Raw genomic sequence first — 19868 nt, 5'->3', positions numbered from 1 at the left:
TCCTTAGTTGTGGCACATAAGAAAAAAGTCGTTTTAATTAAATTAATTTCTTTATATTAAAAAATAAATCTTTTACAAGTTTTATACATTTCCTTCACAGTAATTTTTTTGTACTATATAGTGGCCCATAGTTGTGTAAAATATACACTAATCATCCAACTTTTCTGATATCATTCAAGTTTTATACATTTTATAGGCATCCATAATTGTCATGCCTAAAACGAGCCCATCCTCACTTGGTGCTGGACCGTTCACTGTGTTCAACTTCGCTGTTTCATTACACCTATCATTAGGCAGGTACTTGTTCGTCCTTAAAAACAATTACCGACATTCGATTTAATTAACGGGTATTTTAATAATGAATATCGAACCTTCACCTTCTTTACTATTTATATCGATACTGCCACCATGCCCTTTCACCACAATATCATAACTTAAAGACAAGCCCAGGCCTGTACCTTCGCCGGTAGGTTTAGTAGTAAAAAACGGCTGCATTATTTTCTCTTTAATGGCATCAGGTATACCTATCCCATTATCTTTTACTTTAATAATTACCTGGCTGCCTTCGGTTGATGTTGATACAGTAACCTCGGGCTTATAATCCGGTCCTGCTGTCTTTTTCCGCTCGCTAACCGCATAAAATGCGTTATTGAACAGGTTGAGCAACACCCGCCCAATATCTTGTTGAACGATATTTATTTGAGGCAGGTCGGCATCAAAATTGCCATACAGTTCGGCATTAAAGCTTTTATCTTTTGCCCGCAGGCCGTGGTAGCTCAGCTTTAAAAACTCATCTGCCAGGGTGTTAATGCTGGTTAACTGCCGTTCGCCGGTGCTGCTGCGGCTGTGTTGCAGCATCCCTTTTACAATAAAATCGGCTCGTTTGCCGTGCTGACTTATTTTCCGCTGATTTTCTTTGATATCACCCGCAATAGCTTTTACTTCTTCATAATCGCCTTTTTCAATTTCGGCATACATCTCGTCTATAAGCTCGGTATTTACTTCCGAGAAGTTATTAACAAAGTTTAGCGGGTTTTGTATCTCGTGTGCTATACCGGCTGTAAGTTCGCCCAGCGATGCCATTTTTTCGGATTGGATAAGCTGGGTTTGGGTGGCTTTTAAGTTAGTTAAGGATTGATTCAATTCAGCCGTACGATCGTTTACCTGCCGCTCAAGTAATTCGTTTTGCATTGCTAATATTTGTTGCTTCTCCTGTTCCTGCGCAAGGCTTTTTTGCGAAAGTTCTTCTACCTGCTTTAACTGTAACTCCAGCAATGTTATTGTCGGCAAACTCGCGGGCCAGCAAAACAGACATTACAACTGCAGGTGGCAAAAACGCCATATCTACCAATAACAGGCGGATATTGTAGGATAAATCAGGAGAAAAATATTTGTAGAAATTAAAAGCGCAGAAAAAACACAACGCGGTTATCTGGCCTATTAAAAGCAACAAAGCGCCACTTTGGCGTTGTTTCAACGCCCTTATTGCTATACGTATAGTTTCCAGGTAAATAATTATGGCATACGGGCTTTGGGCAAAATCGCCAAAGCTGGCAAAAAGCTGACAACAGGTAATTGGTAAAGCCAATAATCCGAGCAGTTTTATCCAGATGTTTTTAGGCAGATGGAAAAGGTCATATACCATAAACAACAGATACACAAATGTGGCAGGGGCAGCCAGATAAAATATGGTGCGGTAAAACTCGTAACTTTGATTGCTGCGCCACGAGGGGGTAAGGCCGTCTAAAAAAGTAAGTGCCTGCAAAAATGTAAAACCTGCCAGGTAAAGGTTAAGCTTACGGCTTTTATAGGCAAAATATATAGCAAAATGCAGGATGCTTAATATAATGAATACACCGAATACAAAGGAACGGTGCGAATACCGGTTTAACCGTGTGTCATAAACATCCCATGCATTCTCGGGCTTACTTAAGGTGACAGATAGCACCGATCGGCCATATGCTGCATACCAATTCTGTTTATTAAATGAATACCGCACAGCTAAAACCTGCTCCGAATTACCGCCCAATTGAACGGTTAGGGGCTGAATGCGGGGATCGTAGGTTTCCTCGTCTTTGTAATTTGCACTTACCTTACCATATTTAATAAGCAATTTTCCGTTCAGGTAAATTTCTGATGCGCCTATCTGTTTAATAGCAAGGGCGACGTTTTTATTTTTTAATTCATCACCAATGTGAAATCTTAGCCTTAACCAGCATATTTGCGCGTCGCTAACCTGTGGCAGGTTTCGTATCAGCTTTGTAGGGTCAATGGCTTGCCAGTTGTTATCTTTAAGCGTCGACACTGCCCACCCGGCATCGTCGCCGGCATGAAATTTCCAGTCATTTTTTAACAAATACCCTGCTTCGGGCAGCTTGCTTAAAGTGTCGGTTTTTATATCGGCTAAACAAATAAACGGGACTGCTAAAAATAAGACAAGTAATAATCTTTTCATGATGGCTTAGGTAATTGAGTAGTGAATTCTCTACCAAAAAATCTATCGTGGTGTTGCTCAAATATGATAAAGCCACTATCCGTTTGGGAAGCGGGGATGAGGGGATACCTAAAGCTAAAAAATGCGTAGGAAACGGAGTTAACCGGAAACCGGGATGGTTTATCTGCGGGCTGCGCGTAAATACGAGTAACAGACAGTAAAATTGCGCTGAGCCAAATTGACGGCAGCGCCCTGCAAAAAGGGGTCATCAGCAATAATTAATAGGTACAACTAATATACAAAAAGTTGTTGGCTATATAACACGGTATTAAGCAGGTAAAACACCCCGGCGCAATAACCCCTTGATAAGTTTAGAACATTAAAATTTGCCGAAAAAACGATAGAATATAGTAAGAGTGAGAGCGTAAATTATAAATTTAAACATTGAGGATAAGGCTTAAGCCAAATTTTATGCACTACCGCCATCCTTCCCGGCCCGTTTAGATATGGCCAGGCCTAAGGCAATCCCAACAGCAATGCCAATGGCCAGGTGGCCGGTTGCGGCACCAATGGCAACGCCCATGGCAATACCTGCCAGCAAGAACTTATTTTTCTCCATTGGTAGAAGGTAATAAATAAGGTTAATCTACACTAACGGTAAGGCCTTCCTGCTGTAGTATTTTGCGGTATACTTCCATCTCGGTGAACGAGCCTTCCAGTACGGCGCATTTACCTTCGTTATGTACTTTCCAGGCAATTTTCTCGGCTTGCGATTCGGTATAATCCAGGTACTTCATCATGCAGTGTATCACATGTTCGAACGTATTATGATCATCGTTCCACAAAATAAGGCGGTGCATCTCTTTAAGGCCCGCCAGCACTTCTTCAAGAGAGAAGGTTTGTTCCTGTATTTCTGTTGGCATAGTGTATCAGCAAATTTACTCAAAAACAGTAATAAATGTGTTAAAATGATGTTGATGATGTGAACAAAATTGACCTTTTTACAATTTACCCATGCTATTTATACCCCAACAGCTATGAAACCAACCATTCTGTCACTTGTTTTAATTTGCTTTATTACCGCCACTATTAAGGCACAAATACCAAAACCAGCCAAAACTTACTGCCGCCACCGCCAAATGTGGTGATAGACGGCAACTTAAACGATTGGGGCGACAGCCTGCGCTACCATAACGAAGAGAAAAAACTGAACTACACCCTGGCCAATGATGGCGATAACCTGTATGCCGTTATACGTGTTAACGACCGGTCGGAACAGATGCGCATTTTAAATGCGGGCATTACCCTAAGCATCGATACCAAGGGCAAAAAGAAAGAGACCTTTAAAATGACCTTCCCCCTGCGCTACCCGGGTACCACACCGGAGTTTACGCCACCAAAACAGGGCGATAATGGCGAGGTAACCAAGGAGGACCGTGACGAGTTGATGCGCGAGCGTATTACCAACCTGCGCAGCATTAAGGTAGAAGGCTTTAAAGATATTGAATATGATATGATCACCACATCAAACACCTATGGCTTTAAGGCGGCTGTTAATTATGATGCTGATGGAAACCTGGTGTGCGAAGCGGCTATCCCCTTAAAATTCTTTCATGCTGATAATCCTTCAAAAAGCGAATGGGCCTTTAACTTTAAAATAAACGGCATACAAAAACCCACCATGAACGCCGATGGCGGCGGCGATATGCAGGGCGGCGGCGGTGGCCGTGGAGGTCGTGGAGGAATGGGTGGCGGTGGTATGGGCGGTGGCCGGGGCGGAATGGGCGGTGGTGGCAGAGGCGGCCGTGGCGGCGGCGGTATGGCTCGTGGCGGCGACAACAGCGGCAACGACCGTAGCGCTATCTTTAAATCAGAAGATTTTTGGGAGAAGTTTTATTTGGCTAAGTAGGTGATTAGTCCCTTTCTATCCGCGTCTTTGCCAGCATAGTCTGGAGATTGCTTTGTCGCTATCGCTCCGCGCAATGACGTGGTGGATTGGGCGATGAGAAAGTACTCAGACCAACTCCCGAGTTAAGACTTAAAACTAAAGACTTTCGACTTAAAAACTACCTCACCTGATACCTAAACACCTTGCGACCGGGGTTGCCGTTAGCGTCGATACCTTCAACCACTACGCGGTAGGTGCCGGGGCTGCCGGCGTTAAAATATTCAAAGCTGGCTTTGCCATCGTCGCGGGTAATTACGTTAGGGTTCCAGTAAATGGTGGTACGCAGGTCGGCCAGTTGTTTATTTACGCCGCTTTTATCGTACTGCGGCGAATAAAAGGCGCGCGCTTTTAAATACCCTTTGGGGTAATAGGCTTTTATGCCACGGCCGGTTATCGGGCCATCATATTCGTTTTCGCCGCCGCGTTTAGTGGTCACAATTATAACACCATTTGATGCCCTGCCCCCGTATATGGCAGCGGTGCCTATGCCCCGCAATACCTCAATAGCCTGTACATCGTAAAAATTGATGTTGTTTAAATAGCTGCTTTCTACATACACCCCATCTATAATTACCTGCATCGGCCTAAACGAGCGGGTGGAGTACGGCACACCATTTCTGAATATTACACCAACCAACCTACCCTGCAAACAATCGCTCAGGTATATACAGGCCATGTTGCGCAAGTCGCGGGCCAGCAGCACCTGGTCGGCATTACCGGCGCCGTTAAGGTTAGATGAGTATTTAAGCGCCTGCTTCTTCTCGCGGATGATCACTTCGCGTAAGGATAATACATGGTTGCCTACGCCGTATCGTAACTGCTCGCTGTAAAGTGCCTTGCTGCTTTGCGCGTACTCCGCAGGGGCATCAGCGGTAGTTATCTCAAAGTCGGCCCGGTTTTTATTGGCCGCAGTATTAGCCGGTGCTATCGAATCAAGGTTGATGACCACATCCCGTTTGTTTTTAGCGTTGGTAGCCTGCACAATAAAGCGCACACTATCGGCAAAGCTAAGATTGCCAAATGCAAACTTACCGTCGGCATCTGTCACCGTCTCGTACGAGTAGTTGATATCATCAAAATTGATAAGCTTAACCTTGCCGTTTGGTACCGGTTTACCTGATGGGGTGCTTACGGTGCCCATTACCGTTAAAGCGTTTTCGGGCTCGTAGGCATCGGCGGCTATCTTATCATTCAGTACATCGCGCCATTCAAAGCGGTGATAACCTTGTGTCAGCATCAGCACATCCAGGTCGGCGCGGGTTTTATCGCTTGCATTATTAAAGTAGTAGGCAGGCTGCTCAATATAACCTTTAATGTCGCTGCTAAGCAGCAGGCCTGCTAATATGTTGTTTTCGTTTGCCTCGTTAACCGGCACTTTCGTCTCGTCAATTACCGCTACCGAAAAGTTGCCTGCAACCGCGCTGCCATTATTGCTTTTGGCATCAAGCCCTATCTTAACCCTTTGGCGCGGCGCATAGGTTTGCTGATCGGTTGTTATGGTCAAGTTCAGCACATCCGCATCGCGGGCAAATACCAACCGTTCGTTCAGTGGCTTGCCGCCTGCTGTAAACAAGGTAAACTGCATAATACCAGCCGGGAATTTGGCCTTGGGTATACTTACCGTACCTAATTTAGTTTTGGCAGTGTAGTATATCTTGCCGCCGCTTTGGGCCACCAGCACCACTTGCCTGTTGGCGTCCTCGTTGGTAGTTAGCCTGTCGGCAGCTATTTTTACCAGTATATTTTGGGCATCGGTGCTTATGTTTAAAACATAGCCTTTATCGCTGGCATTGGGTAAGACAACAGTGCTGCTGCTGCCATCAGGCAGGGTAATACGGGCTTGATAGGTATTGCCGGTTACAGGTGTAAAGTTAAACACACCCATACCCAAATGCGTACTGGCAAAACTGGCTACCTGCAGGCCTTTACTATCAGTAACAATACCGGTAAAATCCAACCCAAGCCCGTTGGGGGCTACGGCCTTAAAAGCTATTTTGGTAGGCACGCCATTCACCAGGCTACCCCCTTCAGGGAAAAACTGCACATCGGCCTTTTGAGCAGCGCTAACCGCATTTGCCGCGCCGGCAACATTATTAGCTATGGCACCATTGCCCCGTATGGCGTTTATAATGCTTAATGTTTTATCAAAAAAGTATTCGCTGCCGGCATTACGCATGTAATTGGTATAGGCCCGTATGCGGTAATTGCCTTGTTGCAGGGTATCCGGCAGGGCAAAATCGCCATTTGCTACCCCGTTTTTTACTGCCAGTTTTAAGCGTTGTTTAATAGCATCCTTAGCATCTATCAGTTCAACATTTAAAACGCCGCTATCGGGTGCCAGTTGGTTGTTGCTGCCATGTGTAACATAGGCTTTAAACCATATATCATCGCCCGCGGCATAGTAGGGTTTATCAAGCTGTAAATACACCTTTTCAACAGGCTTTTGGGTAGCCCAGTTGGTTAACTGCCGCGTAATTTTTTCAATAACATCCTCATAGGCCGTAAAGCCAAAGGCAGTCGCTGCGCAGGCCGCTATTATCAAGCCAAAAAATATCCGTTTAAAAAACATAGTTATATATACAGATATACGCAATTTGATAACATTAATTATCTGCGCATCAAATATATAACCCTAAAATGTTAAAACTTGTTTTTCCACATCATACTTTCAACCGGGCGGGTGGTAGGGTTGTTGTATTTGGCGTTGCTTTTGGTATTGTAAAGGGTTTCTATCTCCCCTTCTACCGCAAAATATATCAATTGCCCAATAGGCATACCGGCGTATATTTTTACAGGTTGCGCGCAGGATATTTCCAGCGTCCAGGTGTTGCAAAAGCCCACATCGCCTTTACCTGCGGTGGCATGTATATCAATACCCAATCGCCCCGTGCTCGATTTCCCTTCTAAAAAAGGCACATGCTTGTGGGTTTCGGTATACTCTAAGGTTACACCCAGGTAAAGTGTATTAGGCTGTAGTATAAAGCCATCTTTAGGTATCTCAAAACCAATAATTTCGTTATGTAGTTTGGCGTCTAAAACGCGGTCTTTATAGGTGGCCAGGTGTTTGCCCAAATGCACATCGTACGAGTTGGTTCCCAGGCATTCGCGCTTAAAAGGTTCAATAATTATATGCCCTTTTTCTATCTCTTCGAGGATACGTTTATCTGATAATATCATATGCCGTTTTTGGGAGCGGCTAAATTATCATTATTTAGTGTACGCGGCAATACAAGTTCTGCACAATTACCCAACATTTTGGGCGTAGGCTTAAGCCTTATATTGTGCTGTTATGCAGTTGTTTACTCTAATAAATATCCCTGCTCAATGCTTTTGGTTTCTACCTGTTGCTTGCGGCAGCTTTCGGTTATGGCAAAGCATATTAAAATGGCTACGGCTATATATATCTTTTTCATGATAACGCGGTTGTTTATTACTACTATGACGTAGGTTTATACCCCAGTGTTACAACGCAAAAGCAGTTTTGAATTATTATATTTTGGTGATACAAGTTTGTTAACCTTTTTGCAATTTTACCAGCATGGCCATAGCTTACCGACAACAGATTGATGACGACACAGAATTTGCATTGTGGCGTATTGAAGAAAGTGCGGACGAGCTATACAAAAAACTACAGTTAGACGATGCCGAGAAGGCTTTTACCAAACAGCTAAGCAAGGGCAAACGCTATTTACACTGGCTGGGCACACGGGTGCTGCTACGCAAAATGCTGCTTACCGACGAATATATTGGCTGCAAGGTTGATGCCCACGGCAAGCCCTACCTGGTTAGCCTGCCCTACCATATATCGCTTAGCCACTCGTTTGATTATGCTGCCGTTATGATAAGCAAAAGCAGCCCGGTAGGTATTGATATTGAACAGGTGAAGGACAAGGTTGAACGCATTGCCCATAAGTTTATGAGCGACGGCGAAATGGCTTTTATTACCGATAAGGATAAAATAAACCAGCTATACGTTTGCTGGTGCGCTAAAGAGGCGGTTTATAAATGCCACGGCCAAAAGGAGGTATCGTTTGCGGATAATATTGCCTTAAAGCCTTTTAATTTTGAGGGACATGGTGTGGTAGATGCCAGCCTGCAAAAAGGCGATGTTAAGATAGATTACCAGGTAGGCTATATGCAATACCACGATTACATGGTAGGTTACGTGAAGGGATAAGCGAATGAAAAACAAACAGGTTATTTTACAGGATTGGGGGCTGATAGATTATAAAGAAGCCTGGGATAAGCAAGAAGCGCTTTTTGCCGATACCGTAAAGCTGAAGACCGAGATACGCAACCGCCAGCAGGTAGTTACCGCCGGCGAGGTCGAACCCGAAGAAACACTTACCCCCAATTACCTTGTTTTTTGTGAGCACCCGCATGTGTACACTTTAGGCAAAAGCGGCAAGGCCGAGCATTTACTATTAGACGAGGAAGGGCTTAAACAAAAGAAAGCTGTTTACTATGCCATTAACCGCGGCGGCGACATTACCTACCACGGGCCGGGCCAAATAGTGAGCTACCCTATACTTGACCTGGATAACTTTTTTACCGATATACACCTGTACCTGCGCACGCTGGAAGAGGCTGTTATACTTACCCTGGCCCATTATGGCTTAACCGCGGGCCGCTACCCCGGCTATACCGGTGTTTGGTTTGATGCTGATAACGAACGTGCACGTAAAATTTGCGCCATGGGCGTGCGTTGCAGCCGCTGGGTTACCATGCATGGGCTGGCTTTTAACGTAAACCCCGATCTGGATTATTTTAAAAACATTGTACCCTGCGGCATTGACGATAAAGCGGTAACATCTATGGAGCAGGAGTTGAGCCGCAAAGTGGATATAGAAGAAGTGAAACAAATCCTTAAACACCATATTTCCGTACTTTTTGGTATCGAGATATTGGGATGAAGTTTTTAGTAACGATACTGTTTTCGATAGGCATATTTAATACCTGTAAACCTGTGGCAAATAACCCAAATGCACTAACCTACCTGGCCTTAGGCGACTCGTACACCATTGGCGAATCGGAGCCTCAGGAACAGTCTTTTCCGTACCAGTTATCGGCCAGGCTGAATGCAGCAGGTAAAGCTACTAATCCGCCGGATATCATCGCCGTTACCGGATGGACCACCGGGGACTTGATCGGCGCTATTAAAGACCGCGACCTGGGCAGCCGAAAGTACGATATAGTAACCTTATTGATAGGCGTTAACAACCAATACCGCGGCTACAGCACCGACGACTACCGGCAGGAATTTATTGACTTATTAAATACCGCCATTAGCCATGCTAAAGGTGGCAAGGCAGGGGTTTTTGTACTGTCTATACCCGACTGGGGCTTAACCCCTTTTGCCGGGGGACGCGACAGGGCACAAATAAGTAAAGAAATAGACCAGTTTAATGCCATCAACAAACAGGAAACCGAAAAGGCAGGCGTTACTTATGTAGATATTACCCCCTCATCCCGCCTGGCAACAACCGATATCGAACTGATCGCCGGTGATGGATTGCACGCCTCGGGTAAAATGTACAGCATGTGGGTAAATGAGCTGTTAAAAGTGGTAAAGCCTAAATAAGATAAACATTATGAAAGGCTTAACCGTCGTTATTATTAGCTTTCTTTTACAGTGTGCCTATGGCTATGCCCAAACAGATTCGGTGAGCTACCTTGCCCTTGGCGACTCGTATACCGTTGGCCGTGGGGTGGCTACTTTGCAAACATTCCCCTACCAACTCGCAGACAAGTTAAGAAGTAAAAAAATAAATGTAGCTACGCCTGTGCTCATCGCGCAAAACGGCTACCGTACAGATGAACTGATAAAACGCATTGCCCAAAGCAATACTACCCAAACGTTTGATTTTGTAACCTTGCTTATTGGGGTTAACAACCAGTTTCAAAACAAAAGCCAGGATGTTTACCAAACCGAGTTTACCCGGTTACTAACTACAGCTGTTAAATTTGCAAAAGGTAACCCCAAACACGTTTTTGTGCTCTCCATCCCCGACTGGGGTGTTACCCCTTTTGCCAATGGCCGCAACCCCGAAAGAATAGCCGCAGAAATTGACCAATATAATGCCATCAACAAAAGCATTAGTACCGCCGCAGGGGTAAGCTACATAGATATTACCGGCCTAAGCCGCGGAGCCGCCGATGACCCGGAAGCTGTAACTACCGATAAGCTGCACCCATCAGCAAAAATGTATGGTTGGTGGGTAAAAAAGATATCGGCAGCGGTAGCTAAAGAATTTAAGCCATAAACAATTTGCTATACCTTTTTGCCGGCAATTTCGGTAAGGGCGTGCACCAGTTTGTCCAGATCGTACAGGGTGGTGTATACATGCGGGGTAATGCGTACGCAGCTAATGTTTTCCCATACAATACCTACAGTGTGTATCTTATAGTTCCACAGGGCGGTGTCCAGGTCTTGCGGGGTTAGGCCGTCAACCGCTACGCCGCAAATAGCGCAGGAATACTCGTCCTTTAACGATGTAAGTATTTTTACCTTAGGTATAGCCTGTGCTTTTTTGGCCCAGTAATTTTTAAGGTAGCGTATGCGCTCCTCCTTGCGTTTTGGCCCTATAGCCATATGGAAGTTAATAGATTCTCCAATTGCTTGTTCTATGGCAAAGCTGCGGGTACCCAATGTTTCAAACTTGCGTATATCAGTACCCTGCGGGGTTGGGTTACACGTAAGCGGCCATACTTTGGCAATTTTTTCCTTTTTAATCCACAACATGCCGCTGCCTATTGGTGCAGACAGGAATTTATGCAGGCTGGTACCAAAGTAATCGCAATGCAGGTCGGGTATCTTATAATCAAGCAAACCAAAAGAGTGTGCGCCATCTACAAATACCTCTATACCTTTGGCATGGGCCATATCGCATATTTTGCGTACCGGCATTATTTGCCCTATCCAGTTTACAATATGCGTTATGTGAATACTCTTTGTTTTTGGCGTAATGGCATTGGCATAGCCTTTTACTATTTCTTCGTCATTCTCTATAGGCAGGTTAAAGTTTATTTGCTTATAAACTATCCCCTCGCGGCTGGCCCGCTGTTTCCAGGCCTGTATCATATTTGGGTAATCCTGTTTGGTGCCTATTACCTCGTCGCCGGCTTTTAGGTCAAGGCCGTAAATAACCGTGTTTAAAGCTTCGGTGGAGTTGCGGTTAATGGCAATTTCATCCGGCAGGCAACCGGCCAGGTTAGCCAGCTTTTCGCGCAGGGGTTCGCGGCCCTGGTCAAGTATGCGCCACATAAAATACGACGGCCCCTCATTCGCCAGCGTGTTATACCTGTCGAGCGCCTGTTGCGCTACAATTGGTGCCGGCGATACCCCGCCATTATTTAAATTGATAATTGTTGGGCTAACCGTATAACCGCGCTGTATCACCGCCCAAAAATCTTCATCGGCAGCCAGTTGCTGAGGGCTTAAATGGGCTTTGTTTTTTAGTGCCTTGCCAAATTCTTCGGCGTGGGCATAATTAAATAAACTGGCGGCGCTAAAAGCCCCGGCAAGCGCGGTGGCTTGTTTGATAAAGGTGCGGCGGTGGTTAAGGCTCATGATGAGGTGAATTTAACCAATTGCACTGTTAAATACAATATTTACAGCACCTTATAAAAAAGCAGCTTAAACATTTTTTCAAATTTTTGAATGACACAGTTTTTTTTATAGATTTGTTAGTCAAGTATTTAAGCAAGGTGATAACTATTAACAACAACTTCAGGAACCAATATCTTATGCTGGTATTAGTATCGGCATATACGTTTATGACGGTGTTGCACATTTTTTACCTGCCGCATTATACTGCCGACCGTAATACACCCGCCTACATTTTAAATTTAAAGCAGGGAAAACCGTCTGACAACAAAAGCACTTTACCCCATACAAAACGCACCGACAAGGTAACAACTAACGAAAAACGCTCTTTTTTACCTGAAGTTGCAGAATTGGTGCCACTTATATTATTACTGATAATTGTATTTGGTGCGTTTTCTTCGTTAAAGCCACGTTATGTACGGCCGGCATACCTGCTGGTAAACAAGCAGTACTCTTATCTGCACTTTTGCGCCATTCGTATTTGAGCCTGGTACAACCAGCCCCACCCCAAAAGCCCCTTATAGTTTATTAACATTTTATGTGCTTTGGCATGTGCTTAATTTACCTTGCTATACCAATAGTTTGGTTTATATGTATTACTTGCTAATACCGCTTAAGCTTTGCCTTAAAGCTATTACAACCTATACAACCCACACAATGAAAAATAAAGGCATGCCGGTATGCAGCGATTGCAACACCCCTATGACCAGGATACCCAGAGGAATATTTGTAAAAAGCGTACTTTTTTGGTTACCGCTTAAAAAGTTTTGCTGTTTTAGATGCTTACGTACAAGATACGTATTAAGTGTTGGCGGCAATACTTCTAACGCTTAATATAAGACTTTAGAAAGTTGATATTTAACACTCAGGCAAACTAATAGGAATATTGATGGCCAGGCCGCCATCTGATGTTTCTTTGTATTTAGAGTTCATATCCAGCGCGGTTTGCCACATAGTTTTTACTACGGCATCAAGGCTTACCTTGGCTTTGTCGGGGTTGCTTTGCAGCGCCAGTTGGCTGGCGGTTATAGCCTTTATGGCGCCCATGGTATTCCGTTCGATACACGGCACTTGTACCAGGCCGCCTATTGGGTCGCAGGTTAGGCCTAAGTGATGTTCCATAGCAATTTCGGCGGCCATGAGTACTTGCCGTTGACTGCCGCCCAAACATTCGGTAAGCGCGGCCGCTGCCATTGCCGATGATACGCCAATTTCGGCCTGGCAGCCGCCCATAGCGGCTGATATGGTAGCACCTTTTTTAAATATGCTACCCACCTCTGATGCGGTCAGCAAAAACTGGATGATCTTTTGATCGCTAAAACCATCGCAAAAAGCAATAAAATACTGCAGCACGGCAGGTATAACTCCCGCCGCACCGTTGGTTGGCGCGGTTACTACGCGGCCAAACGAGGCATTCTCCTCGTTAACGGCCAGTGCAAAGCAGCTTACCCAATCCAATATATTCTGGAAGGTATTGCCTGTTTGGCGCATTACCTGCACCCAACCTGCATAATTGCTGTAAGTATGCCCACCCACCAGTCTTTTGTTTAATGCCGATGCGCGGCGGCCAACATTTAGCCCGCCCGGCAGGCTGCCACCGGTGTGGCAACCACGGTACATGCACTCCTGCATCACCTTAAATATGTTTAATACACCATCGTGGGTTTCCTTTTCGCTGCGCCAGGCCAGCTCATTCTCCATCACCACTTCTGATATTTTGAGCCCGGTTTTTAAGCACCAGTGCAGCAGGTCGCCGGCAGTATCTATCGGGAAGGGCAGGTCAACCTCGGCCTTTTGCTGGCTTTGCGCGCCATCCATTACTACAAAGCCGCCTCCTATGCTATAATAAGTGGCCGATACGGCAGTTTCATTACTCAAAAACGCCTGAAAGGTTACCGCGTTGGGGTGGTAAGGCAGGCTTTCGGCAAATAAAAATAGCAGGTCGTTGGCTACATCAAATGCTATTGGCGTGGTACCACCCAACGTTAGCTGGCGGCTGTTGGTTATATGGGCTATTTTATCGGTTATTTTATCTACCTCAAAAGTTACCGGGTTATCGCCGCTAAGGCCAAGCAGTATGGCAATATCGGTACCATGGCCCCTGCCTGTTTTTGCCAGCGAGCCATATAGCAATATTTTTACTTGTACAACCAGCGGCAACACTTCCCTGTCGCCTAATAATTGCACAAATTGTTGCGCGGCACGCCACGGCCCAAGCGTATGCGAGCTTGACGGGCCAATGCCTATCTTAAACATATCAAAAACCGAAATCTGTTCGCGCTGCATGGGTCAAAACTACTGATAGTATTACAATAAAACAGAGGTTTTATAAATATAGTACGGGTAGGGATAAACTATCCCGCTTTAGGGAAATTAACGCCGTTGGCGCCAAAATTCGTATAAATATTTTCTTGCAGGGCTATTTTGGCGGTTAAAAAGTTGGCAGGCTCAACCCATACATTTACCGTTAACCTGATGGAGTCTATCTCCATCGAGATGATACCCACACGCGGGGCGGGGTCTGTTAATATACCCGGGGTTGTGTTTATGGCGGTATTAATAATACCCTTCATTTTATCCAGATCGTTGGCGTAGGCTACCTTTACTTCAAAATCAAGGCGGCGCTTGCCTTCGCGGGTTACATTTACTATTACTTCGTTAAACAACTTGCCGTTTGGTATAATAACGGTTTTGTTATCGGCGGTAATTAATACGGTGTAAAATATTTGTATTGATGTTACCTTACCATCCTGCCCCTGGGCAATTATGCTGTCGTCAATTTCAAAAGGCTTTAGCAGCAGTATAAGTACACCACCCGCAAAGTTTTGAAACGTACCTGAAAGTGCCAGACCTGCCGCAACGCTAAACGCACCTATAATGGTAGTGAATATGGTAAGCTCGAAGCCTATTATATTCATCACAAAAATAATGAGCAGTACGTATAAGCTGGTAATGGTTAAACTTAAAAAGAAGGGTTGTAATGACGAGTGTACCTGCCTTTGCAAAAGCCTGTCGCGCAGCCGCGATCTTAAAAACTTAATAAACCAGATACCGGCAAATAAGATGATCAGCCCGGCGGCATAACTTGGCCCCTTATGTACTAACCAAAGATGAAATTGCTGATAAAATTCTTTAAGCTCCATTACGGGAGCCAAAATTAGGATTTTTTATTAACTATAAAGGGTTACAAATAGTTCGGGGCCTTTAAACAGCACCCATTCAACTATGCGGCTGTGTATATGCTTCCTTTTATTTACTATCTGTTTCATAGGGGCAAGTATTCAAATGCTGTGCCTAATGCCTCAAATAGTAATTATGTTACAAAAAAATAACATTAACGCTTAAAATAGCTTAAAGAGCTTAACAATAGCTATATACCAAATAAGCATATGGTATAAAAAACGCATACAGCATGCCTAATAACAACAAACCCCTGTCTATAAAAATAGACAGGGGTTTTATATAATTAGCTAAGCTAATACAATGTTATTACATCATACCGCCCATGCCACCGCCGCCCATTGGTGGCATACCGCCTTTTTCATCTTCAGGCTCGTCAGCTAATACACACTCTGTTGTTAACAACATGGCTGCGATAGAAGCTGCGTTCTCTAAAGCTACACGGCCTACTTTAGTTGGGTCGATAACACCGGCACCAATTAAGTTTTCGTATTTGTCGGTACGTGCATTGTAACCAAAGTCGGCAGTGCCTTCTTTAACTTTTTGCACTACGATAGATCCTTCGATACCTGCGTTATCGCAAATTTGACGAAGAGGCTCTTCGATAGCACGACGGATGATCTGGATACCAGTATTCTCATCTTCGTTAGCACCTTTAAGGTCTGCCAGGGCAGCTACCGCACGGATGAAGGCTACGCCACCACCTGCAACAATACCTTCTTCAACAGCCGCACGGGTTGCATGTAAAGCATCGTCAACACGGTCTTTTTTCTCTTTCATCTCTACTTCAGATGCTGCACCAATGTACAATACTGCAACACCGCCGCTTAATTTAGCTAAACGCTCTTGCAGTTTTTCTTTATCGTAATCAGATGTAGTAGTTTCTATCTGCGCGCGTATTTCGCCAACACGGCCTTTTATCAGCTCGGTATCACCGTTACCATTTACAATGGTTGTGTTGTCTTTATCAACAGATATTTTTTCGGCCTGGCCTAACATAGATAGGTCAGCGCTTTCTAATTTGTAACCTCTTTCTTCAGATATTACAGTACCACCTGTTAAAACAGCGATATCCTCTAACATTGCTTTACGACGATCGCCAAAGCCCGGTGCCTTAACAGCAGCAACTTTTAACGAACCGCGAATTTTGTTAACTACCAATGTAGCTAATGCTTCGCCGTCCAAATCCTCGGCAATAATTAATAAAGGTTTGCCTGTTTGTACTTGTTTCTCCAAAATAGGAAGCAATTCCTTCATTGAAGATATTTTTTTGTCGTAGATCAAAATGTAAGGGTTTTCTAATTCCACTTCCATTTTATCAGAGTTGGTAACAAAGTATGGCGACAGGTAACCACGGTCAAACTGCATACCTTCTACAGTTTTAACTTCAGTTTCGGTACCTTTTGCTTCTTCAACAGTAATAACGCCTGATGTACCAACTTTACCCATAGCTTCGGCGATTAACGAACCGATAACCTCGTCGTTATTTGCAGATATAGAAGCTACTTGTTTAATTTTGTTATTGTCTTCGCCAACTGTTTGCGATTGTGCTTTAAGGTTTTTAACAACTTCGGCAACTGCTTTATCAATACCGCGTTTTAAATCCATTGGGTTTGCACCGGCTGCAACGTTTTTAATACCTGCAGTAACAATGGCTTGCGCTAAAACGGTAGCAGTAGTAGTACCATCACCTGCAATATCAGCAGTTTTTGAGGCAACTTCTTTAACCATTTGTGCACCCATGTTTTCAATTGGGTCTTTCAGTTCAATTTCTTTAGCTACAGTTACACCATCTTTAGTAACAGCCGGCGAACCAAACTTTTTATCGATAATTACGTGACGACCTTTTGGGCCTAATGTTACTTTAACTGCATTAGCTAAAATATCAACACCGCGCTTTAAAGCGTCGCGTGCCTCAACATTGTATTTAACTTGTTTTGACATAGTATTTTTATTTATTGAATTATTGATTTATTGAATTATTGTTTACAACTGAGTTCTATAATTCAGTCATTCAAAATTCGGGGGATTAAATTAAATAACCGCGTACAGATCAGATTCGCGCATGATCAAATACTCTTTACCATCAAGGTTGATCTCGGTACCGGCATATTTACCGTATAATACTTCGTCACCAACTTTGCTGGCCATTGGTATAAGCGAGCCTGATGCATCAGCATACCTACCCGGGCCAACAGCTACAATGGTTCCTTTTTGTGGTTTTTCTTGTGCTGTTTCGGGGATGTAAATACCAGAAGCAGTTTTTGTTTCAGCAGCAGCAGCTTCTACTACCACTCTATCCGCAAGGGGTTTAATGTTTAATGACATAGTAATACTATTTTGATTTTATAATTTTAGTTTTCGCTTATGGTTTTCACATCAATTATGCCAAGCAGGTCAATACTGCGTTCATTGGCATATTTACTGTATAATTGTCACCCTTTTGTCTGTAGGGTAATAGGTTATAAATATTAATTTAACCTGCGGGTGTCATCGTGTCAGTATGCTATTTAAGCAAAAAAGGCTTTGGAAATTCCAAAGCCTTTTTTCTATACCTTATATAATGTTATTTTTTAGGAGCAGGTGCCGGTGCTGTTGGCAGGTTTAATGGTGCCGCAGCAGGAGCAGTGGTTGATGGTTTAGATACTTTTTTGATCAGCTCGGTAGTTGCCGGGTCATCAGATTTTTGCGCGCCGCCTTTAACAGATACGTTAATTGCTAACGATAAAACCATAATGCTGATGGCTAATACCCAGGTACCTTTTTCTAAAAAGTCGCCTGTTTTTTGCACGCCCATTAGTTGCGACGAGCCCGAAAAATTTGATGCTAAACCACCGCCCTTAGGGTTTTGAATTAATACGATAAGCCCTAACAGAGCACATATAATGATGGTGATGATGATTAAAAGTAAATACATTTCTTATTATATCAATTGGTTTTCTTTTCTAACTGTTCAATCTGGGCTGCAAAGTAAAGCTTTTTTTCCGGAAATTTCAATATCAATTTTTTATAAGTAGCTATGGCTTTATGATATAGCATTTGATCGGTATATATGCGGGCCAGTGTTTCTGTAACCAGTTCGTCCTGGTCTTCCGAGCTTCTTTTAGCCTTATTTTCGTTATCCAGTTTATCAGCAGCTAAAGGTCTTATTTGCGGGTCGGTGTGTATAAACCGCTCAATAATAACATCCTCTTTTTTGTTATGGTCAAAATCTACTTCGGGCGTTTCGGCATCCCTTTCAATACCACTTACTGATGTTAGGCTAAAAATATTTTCGTAATACTGCTGCTGTAGCTCATCTGCCGGCTTATTTGTTAATGGGGCAGATGCCTGCTGTGTATCTGCCTTTTCTTTGGGCGGGGGCGTAGTGCTTGCAGGTGCTTCTGTAGCGTAGGGCCTAAAGCTATCGGCGTGCTCTTTGCGCGTTTTATCTAACCACCACATAAAGCTGTAAGGCATCTTATCGTCGTTATAGCGCGATACATGGCTGCTTTCGCCAACAAAGGCTTGTACTGGCTGCGCAGCCGGCTCATCTACAGGCGCTGTGGGTTGCTCTATGGCGGCGGCCTGGTAAGTGTCGGCTTCCTGTGCAGGTGCCTCGGCATTACGCAGTTCGTTTAGCTTTTGATCAAACGAGGCGTAATCGTCTTCGTTATGCTCAACTATAGGCGACACCTGTTGCTCGTCCTCAACTACTTCCGCATCCGGTATCGAAAATGTTGGATGGCCGGTTTCGTAGGCTATGGCTTCAAAGCCTATATCTTCAATGCTTACAATTTCGTCGTAAATATCGTCTTCAATATCCTGCCTAAAATGTTCCTCTTCTTTATCGTAGTTATCCGCTGCAATTATATGGCTAAAGGATTGCGTATCCTGCTGCCCGGCATCAGGCTCGGGTATAATGAACTGTTCAGGCTCCGTTGTTGCCTCATCAGCTGCAATAAGCGGCTCTATACCGGCATCTTCATCCGCTGTAATTGGTTCTTCCTCTTCGTCGAACCTATCTTGTGGCAGGTGCGGTATATATCCGTAGTCGGCTAATACTTCTTTATGTTCCTCATCGGGCTCCGGTGTTGTGTCTTCCGCCTGTGGTAACTCGTTATTTTCTGTTGTTGTTTCCGGTTCTTCGATTGCTATTTGTTCCTCAGCATCGTCTGCTATAGGTTCTTCGATTAGGGTAGCTTCTTCTTCAGTATCAGTAACCAACTCCTGTGCTGCAATAGTTTCCTCTTCAATTTCAGGTGCCTCTTGTTCCTCAGTCAACACATCCTCAGTTTCGGTAACAGGGCTTGCTTCATGCTCAACAGGAGCCTCTATAATTTCAGCAACTGCTGGTTCTTCTTCCTCTATAGTTGTAGTTACACTTTCGGTAACAGGTGCGGCGTTTAAATAACCACTATATGGTTTATCATCGGTTAGCGCTATTATATCACTCGCGGCAACTTCTTTCAGGTCTTCGGGGTTGTGCAGCAGTTTGTGCAGTATGCGCGGGTTAAAATAGGTTGCCGCCTTACCTATATGCTGCTCGTTACCGGCGCGTGCCAGCATCACCTGCAAAATACCGCTTTGCGGATAATCGTTAACCAGCCTTTCCAGGTTTTGAACATACAACTGGCCCGTATCTGCAGGGGTTGCCAGCAAATTCCACAAAATCTCTTTATGCCTGTTATCTAAGTATTGATCCACCCGGTTAAAATACG

17 protein-coding genes and 1 pseudogene are annotated in these 19868 nt (G+C 44.2%); 5 read left to right on the top strand and 13 right to left on the bottom strand.

Annotated elements, in window-relative coordinates; all coding sequences use genetic code 11:
- Positions 1-336: 336 nt before the first annotated feature.
- The 6 genes and pseudogenes from FFF34_014730 to FFF34_014705 form a co-directional block, all read right to left on the bottom strand.
- A complete protein-coding gene (locus FFF34_014730) occupies positions 337-1191 on the bottom strand; it encodes a GHKL domain-containing protein (GenBank protein TSD63823.1) in 855 nt (284 codons plus the stop codon).
- Positions 1172-2455, bottom strand: a complete 1284-nt coding sequence (locus FFF34_014725; protein ID TSD63822.1) for a hypothetical protein — start codon at positions 2453-2455, stop codon at positions 1172-1174. Before FFF34_014725 ends, FFF34_014730 begins: the two co-directional genes overlap by 20 nt.
- A gap of 620 nt (positions 2456-3075) precedes the next feature.
- Complete coding sequence (locus FFF34_014720; protein ID TSD63821.1) at positions 3076-3357, bottom strand: ATP-dependent Clp protease adaptor ClpS; 282 nt, start codon at positions 3355-3357, stop codon at positions 3076-3078.
- Between the two features lie 787 nt (positions 3358-4144).
- Positions 4145-4252 (bottom strand): annotated as a pseudogene (locus FFF34_014715) (DUF2497 domain-containing protein).
- Positions 4253-4500: 248 nt separating this feature from the next.
- On the bottom strand, positions 4501-6951 hold the full coding sequence (locus FFF34_014710; GenBank protein ID TSD63820.1) for a TonB-dependent receptor: 2451 nt from the start codon (positions 6949-6951) through the stop codon (positions 4501-4503).
- 71 nt (positions 6952-7022) lie between these two features.
- Positions 7023-7559 carry a dCTP deaminase gene (locus tag FFF34_014705; GenBank protein ID TSD63819.1) on the bottom strand — a complete coding sequence of 179 codons (537 nt, stop codon included), beginning with the start codon at positions 7557-7559 and terminating at the stop codon, positions 7023-7025.
- Between the two features lie 361 nt (positions 7560-7920).
- Here FFF34_014705 and FFF34_014700 point away from each other — a divergent pair, with 361 nt between their 5' ends.
- From FFF34_014700 to FFF34_014685, 4 genes are read left to right on the top strand one after another with little or no spacing between them, the layout of a single operon-like run.
- Entirely contained in the window at positions 7921-8559 is a 639-nt protein-coding gene (locus FFF34_014700; GenBank protein ID TSD63818.1) for a 4'-phosphopantetheinyl transferase superfamily protein, read from the top strand.
- Between the two features lie 4 nt (positions 8560-8563).
- Positions 8564-9295, top strand: a complete 732-nt coding sequence (gene lipB, locus FFF34_014695; GenBank protein TSD63817.1) for a lipoyl(octanoyl) transferase LipB — start codon at positions 8564-8566, stop codon at positions 9293-9295.
- Positions 9292-9963: an SGNH/GDSL hydrolase family protein gene (locus tag FFF34_014690; GenBank protein TSD63816.1), complete on the top strand. Its 672-nt coding sequence runs from the start codon at positions 9292-9294 to the stop codon at positions 9961-9963. Before lipB ends, FFF34_014690 begins: the two co-directional genes overlap by 4 nt.
- 10 nt (positions 9964-9973) lie before the next feature.
- Positions 9974-10645, top strand: a complete 672-nt coding sequence (locus tag FFF34_014685) for an SGNH/GDSL hydrolase family protein (protein TSD63815.1) — start codon at positions 9974-9976, stop codon at positions 10643-10645.
- Between the two features lie 8 nt (positions 10646-10653).
- Here the strand turns inward: FFF34_014685 and FFF34_014680 are convergent, their stop codons facing one another.
- Entirely contained in the window at positions 10654-11952 is a 1299-nt protein-coding gene (locus FFF34_014680; GenBank protein TSD63814.1) for an aminotransferase class V-fold PLP-dependent enzyme, read from the bottom strand.
- Positions 11953-12089: 137 nt separating this feature from the next.
- On the opposite strand from FFF34_014680, the gene FFF34_014675 reads away from it, so the two are divergent.
- On the top strand, positions 12090-12473 hold the full coding sequence (locus tag FFF34_014675) for a hypothetical protein (GenBank protein ID TSD63813.1): 384 nt from the start codon (positions 12090-12092) through the stop codon (positions 12471-12473).
- Positions 12474-12846: 373 nt separating this feature from the next.
- Here the strand turns inward: FFF34_014675 and FFF34_014670 are convergent, their stop codons facing one another.
- The 6 genes from FFF34_014670 to FFF34_014645 form a co-directional block, all read right to left on the bottom strand.
- Positions 12847-14274, bottom strand: a complete 1428-nt coding sequence (locus FFF34_014670; protein TSD63812.1) for an L-serine ammonia-lyase — start codon at positions 14272-14274, stop codon at positions 12847-12849.
- A gap of 68 nt (positions 14275-14342) precedes the next feature.
- Positions 14343-15131, bottom strand: coding sequence for a mechanosensitive ion channel family protein (locus tag FFF34_014665; GenBank protein TSD63811.1), 789 nt, complete (start codon positions 15129-15131; stop codon positions 14343-14345).
- Between the two features lie 346 nt (positions 15132-15477).
- Positions 15478-17112 (bottom strand): chaperonin GroEL, encoded by a 1635-nt coding sequence (groL, locus tag FFF34_014660; protein TSD63810.1) that lies wholly within the window; start codon positions 17110-17112, stop codon positions 15478-15480.
- Between the two features lie 90 nt (positions 17113-17202).
- Positions 17203-17496 (bottom strand): co-chaperone GroES, encoded by a 294-nt coding sequence (locus tag FFF34_014655; GenBank protein TSD63809.1) that lies wholly within the window; start codon positions 17494-17496, stop codon positions 17203-17205.
- A 238-nt stretch (positions 17497-17734) separates the two neighbouring features.
- Positions 17735-18085 carry a preprotein translocase subunit SecG gene (secG, locus tag FFF34_014650; GenBank protein ID TSD63808.1) on the bottom strand — a complete coding sequence of 117 codons (351 nt, stop codon included), beginning with the start codon at positions 18083-18085 and terminating at the stop codon, positions 17735-17737.
- Positions 18086-18096: 11 nt separating this feature from the next.
- A complete protein-coding gene (locus FFF34_014645; protein TSD63807.1) occupies positions 18097-19854 on the bottom strand; it encodes a hypothetical protein in 1758 nt (585 codons plus the stop codon).
- Positions 19855-19868: the final 14 nt, after the last annotated feature.

Origin of the sequence: Inquilinus sp. KBS0705, assembly GCA_005938025.2 — a bacterium.
In the GTDB taxonomy this organism is placed as follows: domain Bacteria; phylum Bacteroidota; class Bacteroidia; order Sphingobacteriales; family Sphingobacteriaceae; genus Mucilaginibacter.
The sequence above is the reverse complement of the archived record's forward strand: the minus strand, read 5'-3'. Positions and strand labels throughout refer to the sequence as shown.

Excerpts from the sequence above, each read along its gene's own strand:
- FFF34_014700 (TSD63818.1), top strand. The coding sequence starts at position 7,921 with ATGGCCATAGCTTACCGACAACAGATTGATGACGACACAGAATTTGCA.
- FFF34_014655 (TSD63809.1), bottom strand. The coding sequence starts at position 17,496 with ATGTCATTAAACATTAAACCCCTTGCGGATAGAGTGGTAGTAGAAGCT.
- FFF34_014720 (TSD63821.1), bottom strand. The coding sequence starts at position 3,357 with ATGCCAACAGAAATACAGGAACAAACCTTCTCTCTTGAAGAAGTGCTG.
- FFF34_014685 (TSD63815.1), top strand. The coding sequence starts at position 9,974 with ATGAAAGGCTTAACCGTCGTTATTATTAGCTTTCTTTTACAGTGTGCC.
- lipB (TSD63817.1), top strand. The coding sequence starts at position 8,564 with ATGAAAAACAAACAGGTTATTTTACAGGATTGGGGGCTGATAGATTAT.
- FFF34_014665 (TSD63811.1), bottom strand. The coding sequence starts at position 15,131 with ATGGAGCTTAAAGAATTTTATCAGCAATTTCATCTTTGGTTAGTACAT.
- FFF34_014725 (TSD63822.1), bottom strand. The coding sequence starts at position 2,455 with ATGAAAAGATTATTACTTGTCTTATTTTTAGCAGTCCCGTTTATTTGT.
- FFF34_014670 (TSD63812.1), bottom strand. The coding sequence starts at position 14,274 with ATGCAGCGCGAACAGATTTCGGTTTTTGATATGTTTAAGATAGGCATT.
- secG (TSD63808.1), bottom strand. The coding sequence starts at position 18,085 with ATGTATTTACTTTTAATCATCATCACCATCATTATATGTGCTCTGTTA.
- FFF34_014690 (TSD63816.1), top strand. The coding sequence starts at position 9,292 with ATGAAGTTTTTAGTAACGATACTGTTTTCGATAGGCATATTTAATACC.
- groL (TSD63810.1), bottom strand. The coding sequence starts at position 17,112 with ATGTCAAAACAAGTTAAATACAATGTTGAGGCACGCGACGCTTTAAAG.
- FFF34_014680 (TSD63814.1), bottom strand. The coding sequence starts at position 11,952 with ATGAGCCTTAACCACCGCCGCACCTTTATCAAACAAGCCACCGCGCTT.
- FFF34_014705 (TSD63819.1), bottom strand. The coding sequence starts at position 7,559 with ATGATATTATCAGATAAACGTATCCTCGAAGAGATAGAAAAAGGGCAT.
- FFF34_014730 (TSD63823.1), bottom strand. The coding sequence starts at position 1,191 with ATGCAAAACGAATTACTTGAGCGGCAGGTAAACGATCGTACGGCTGAA.
- FFF34_014710 (TSD63820.1), bottom strand. The coding sequence starts at position 6,951 with ATGTTTTTTAAACGGATATTTTTTGGCTTGATAATAGCGGCCTGCGCA.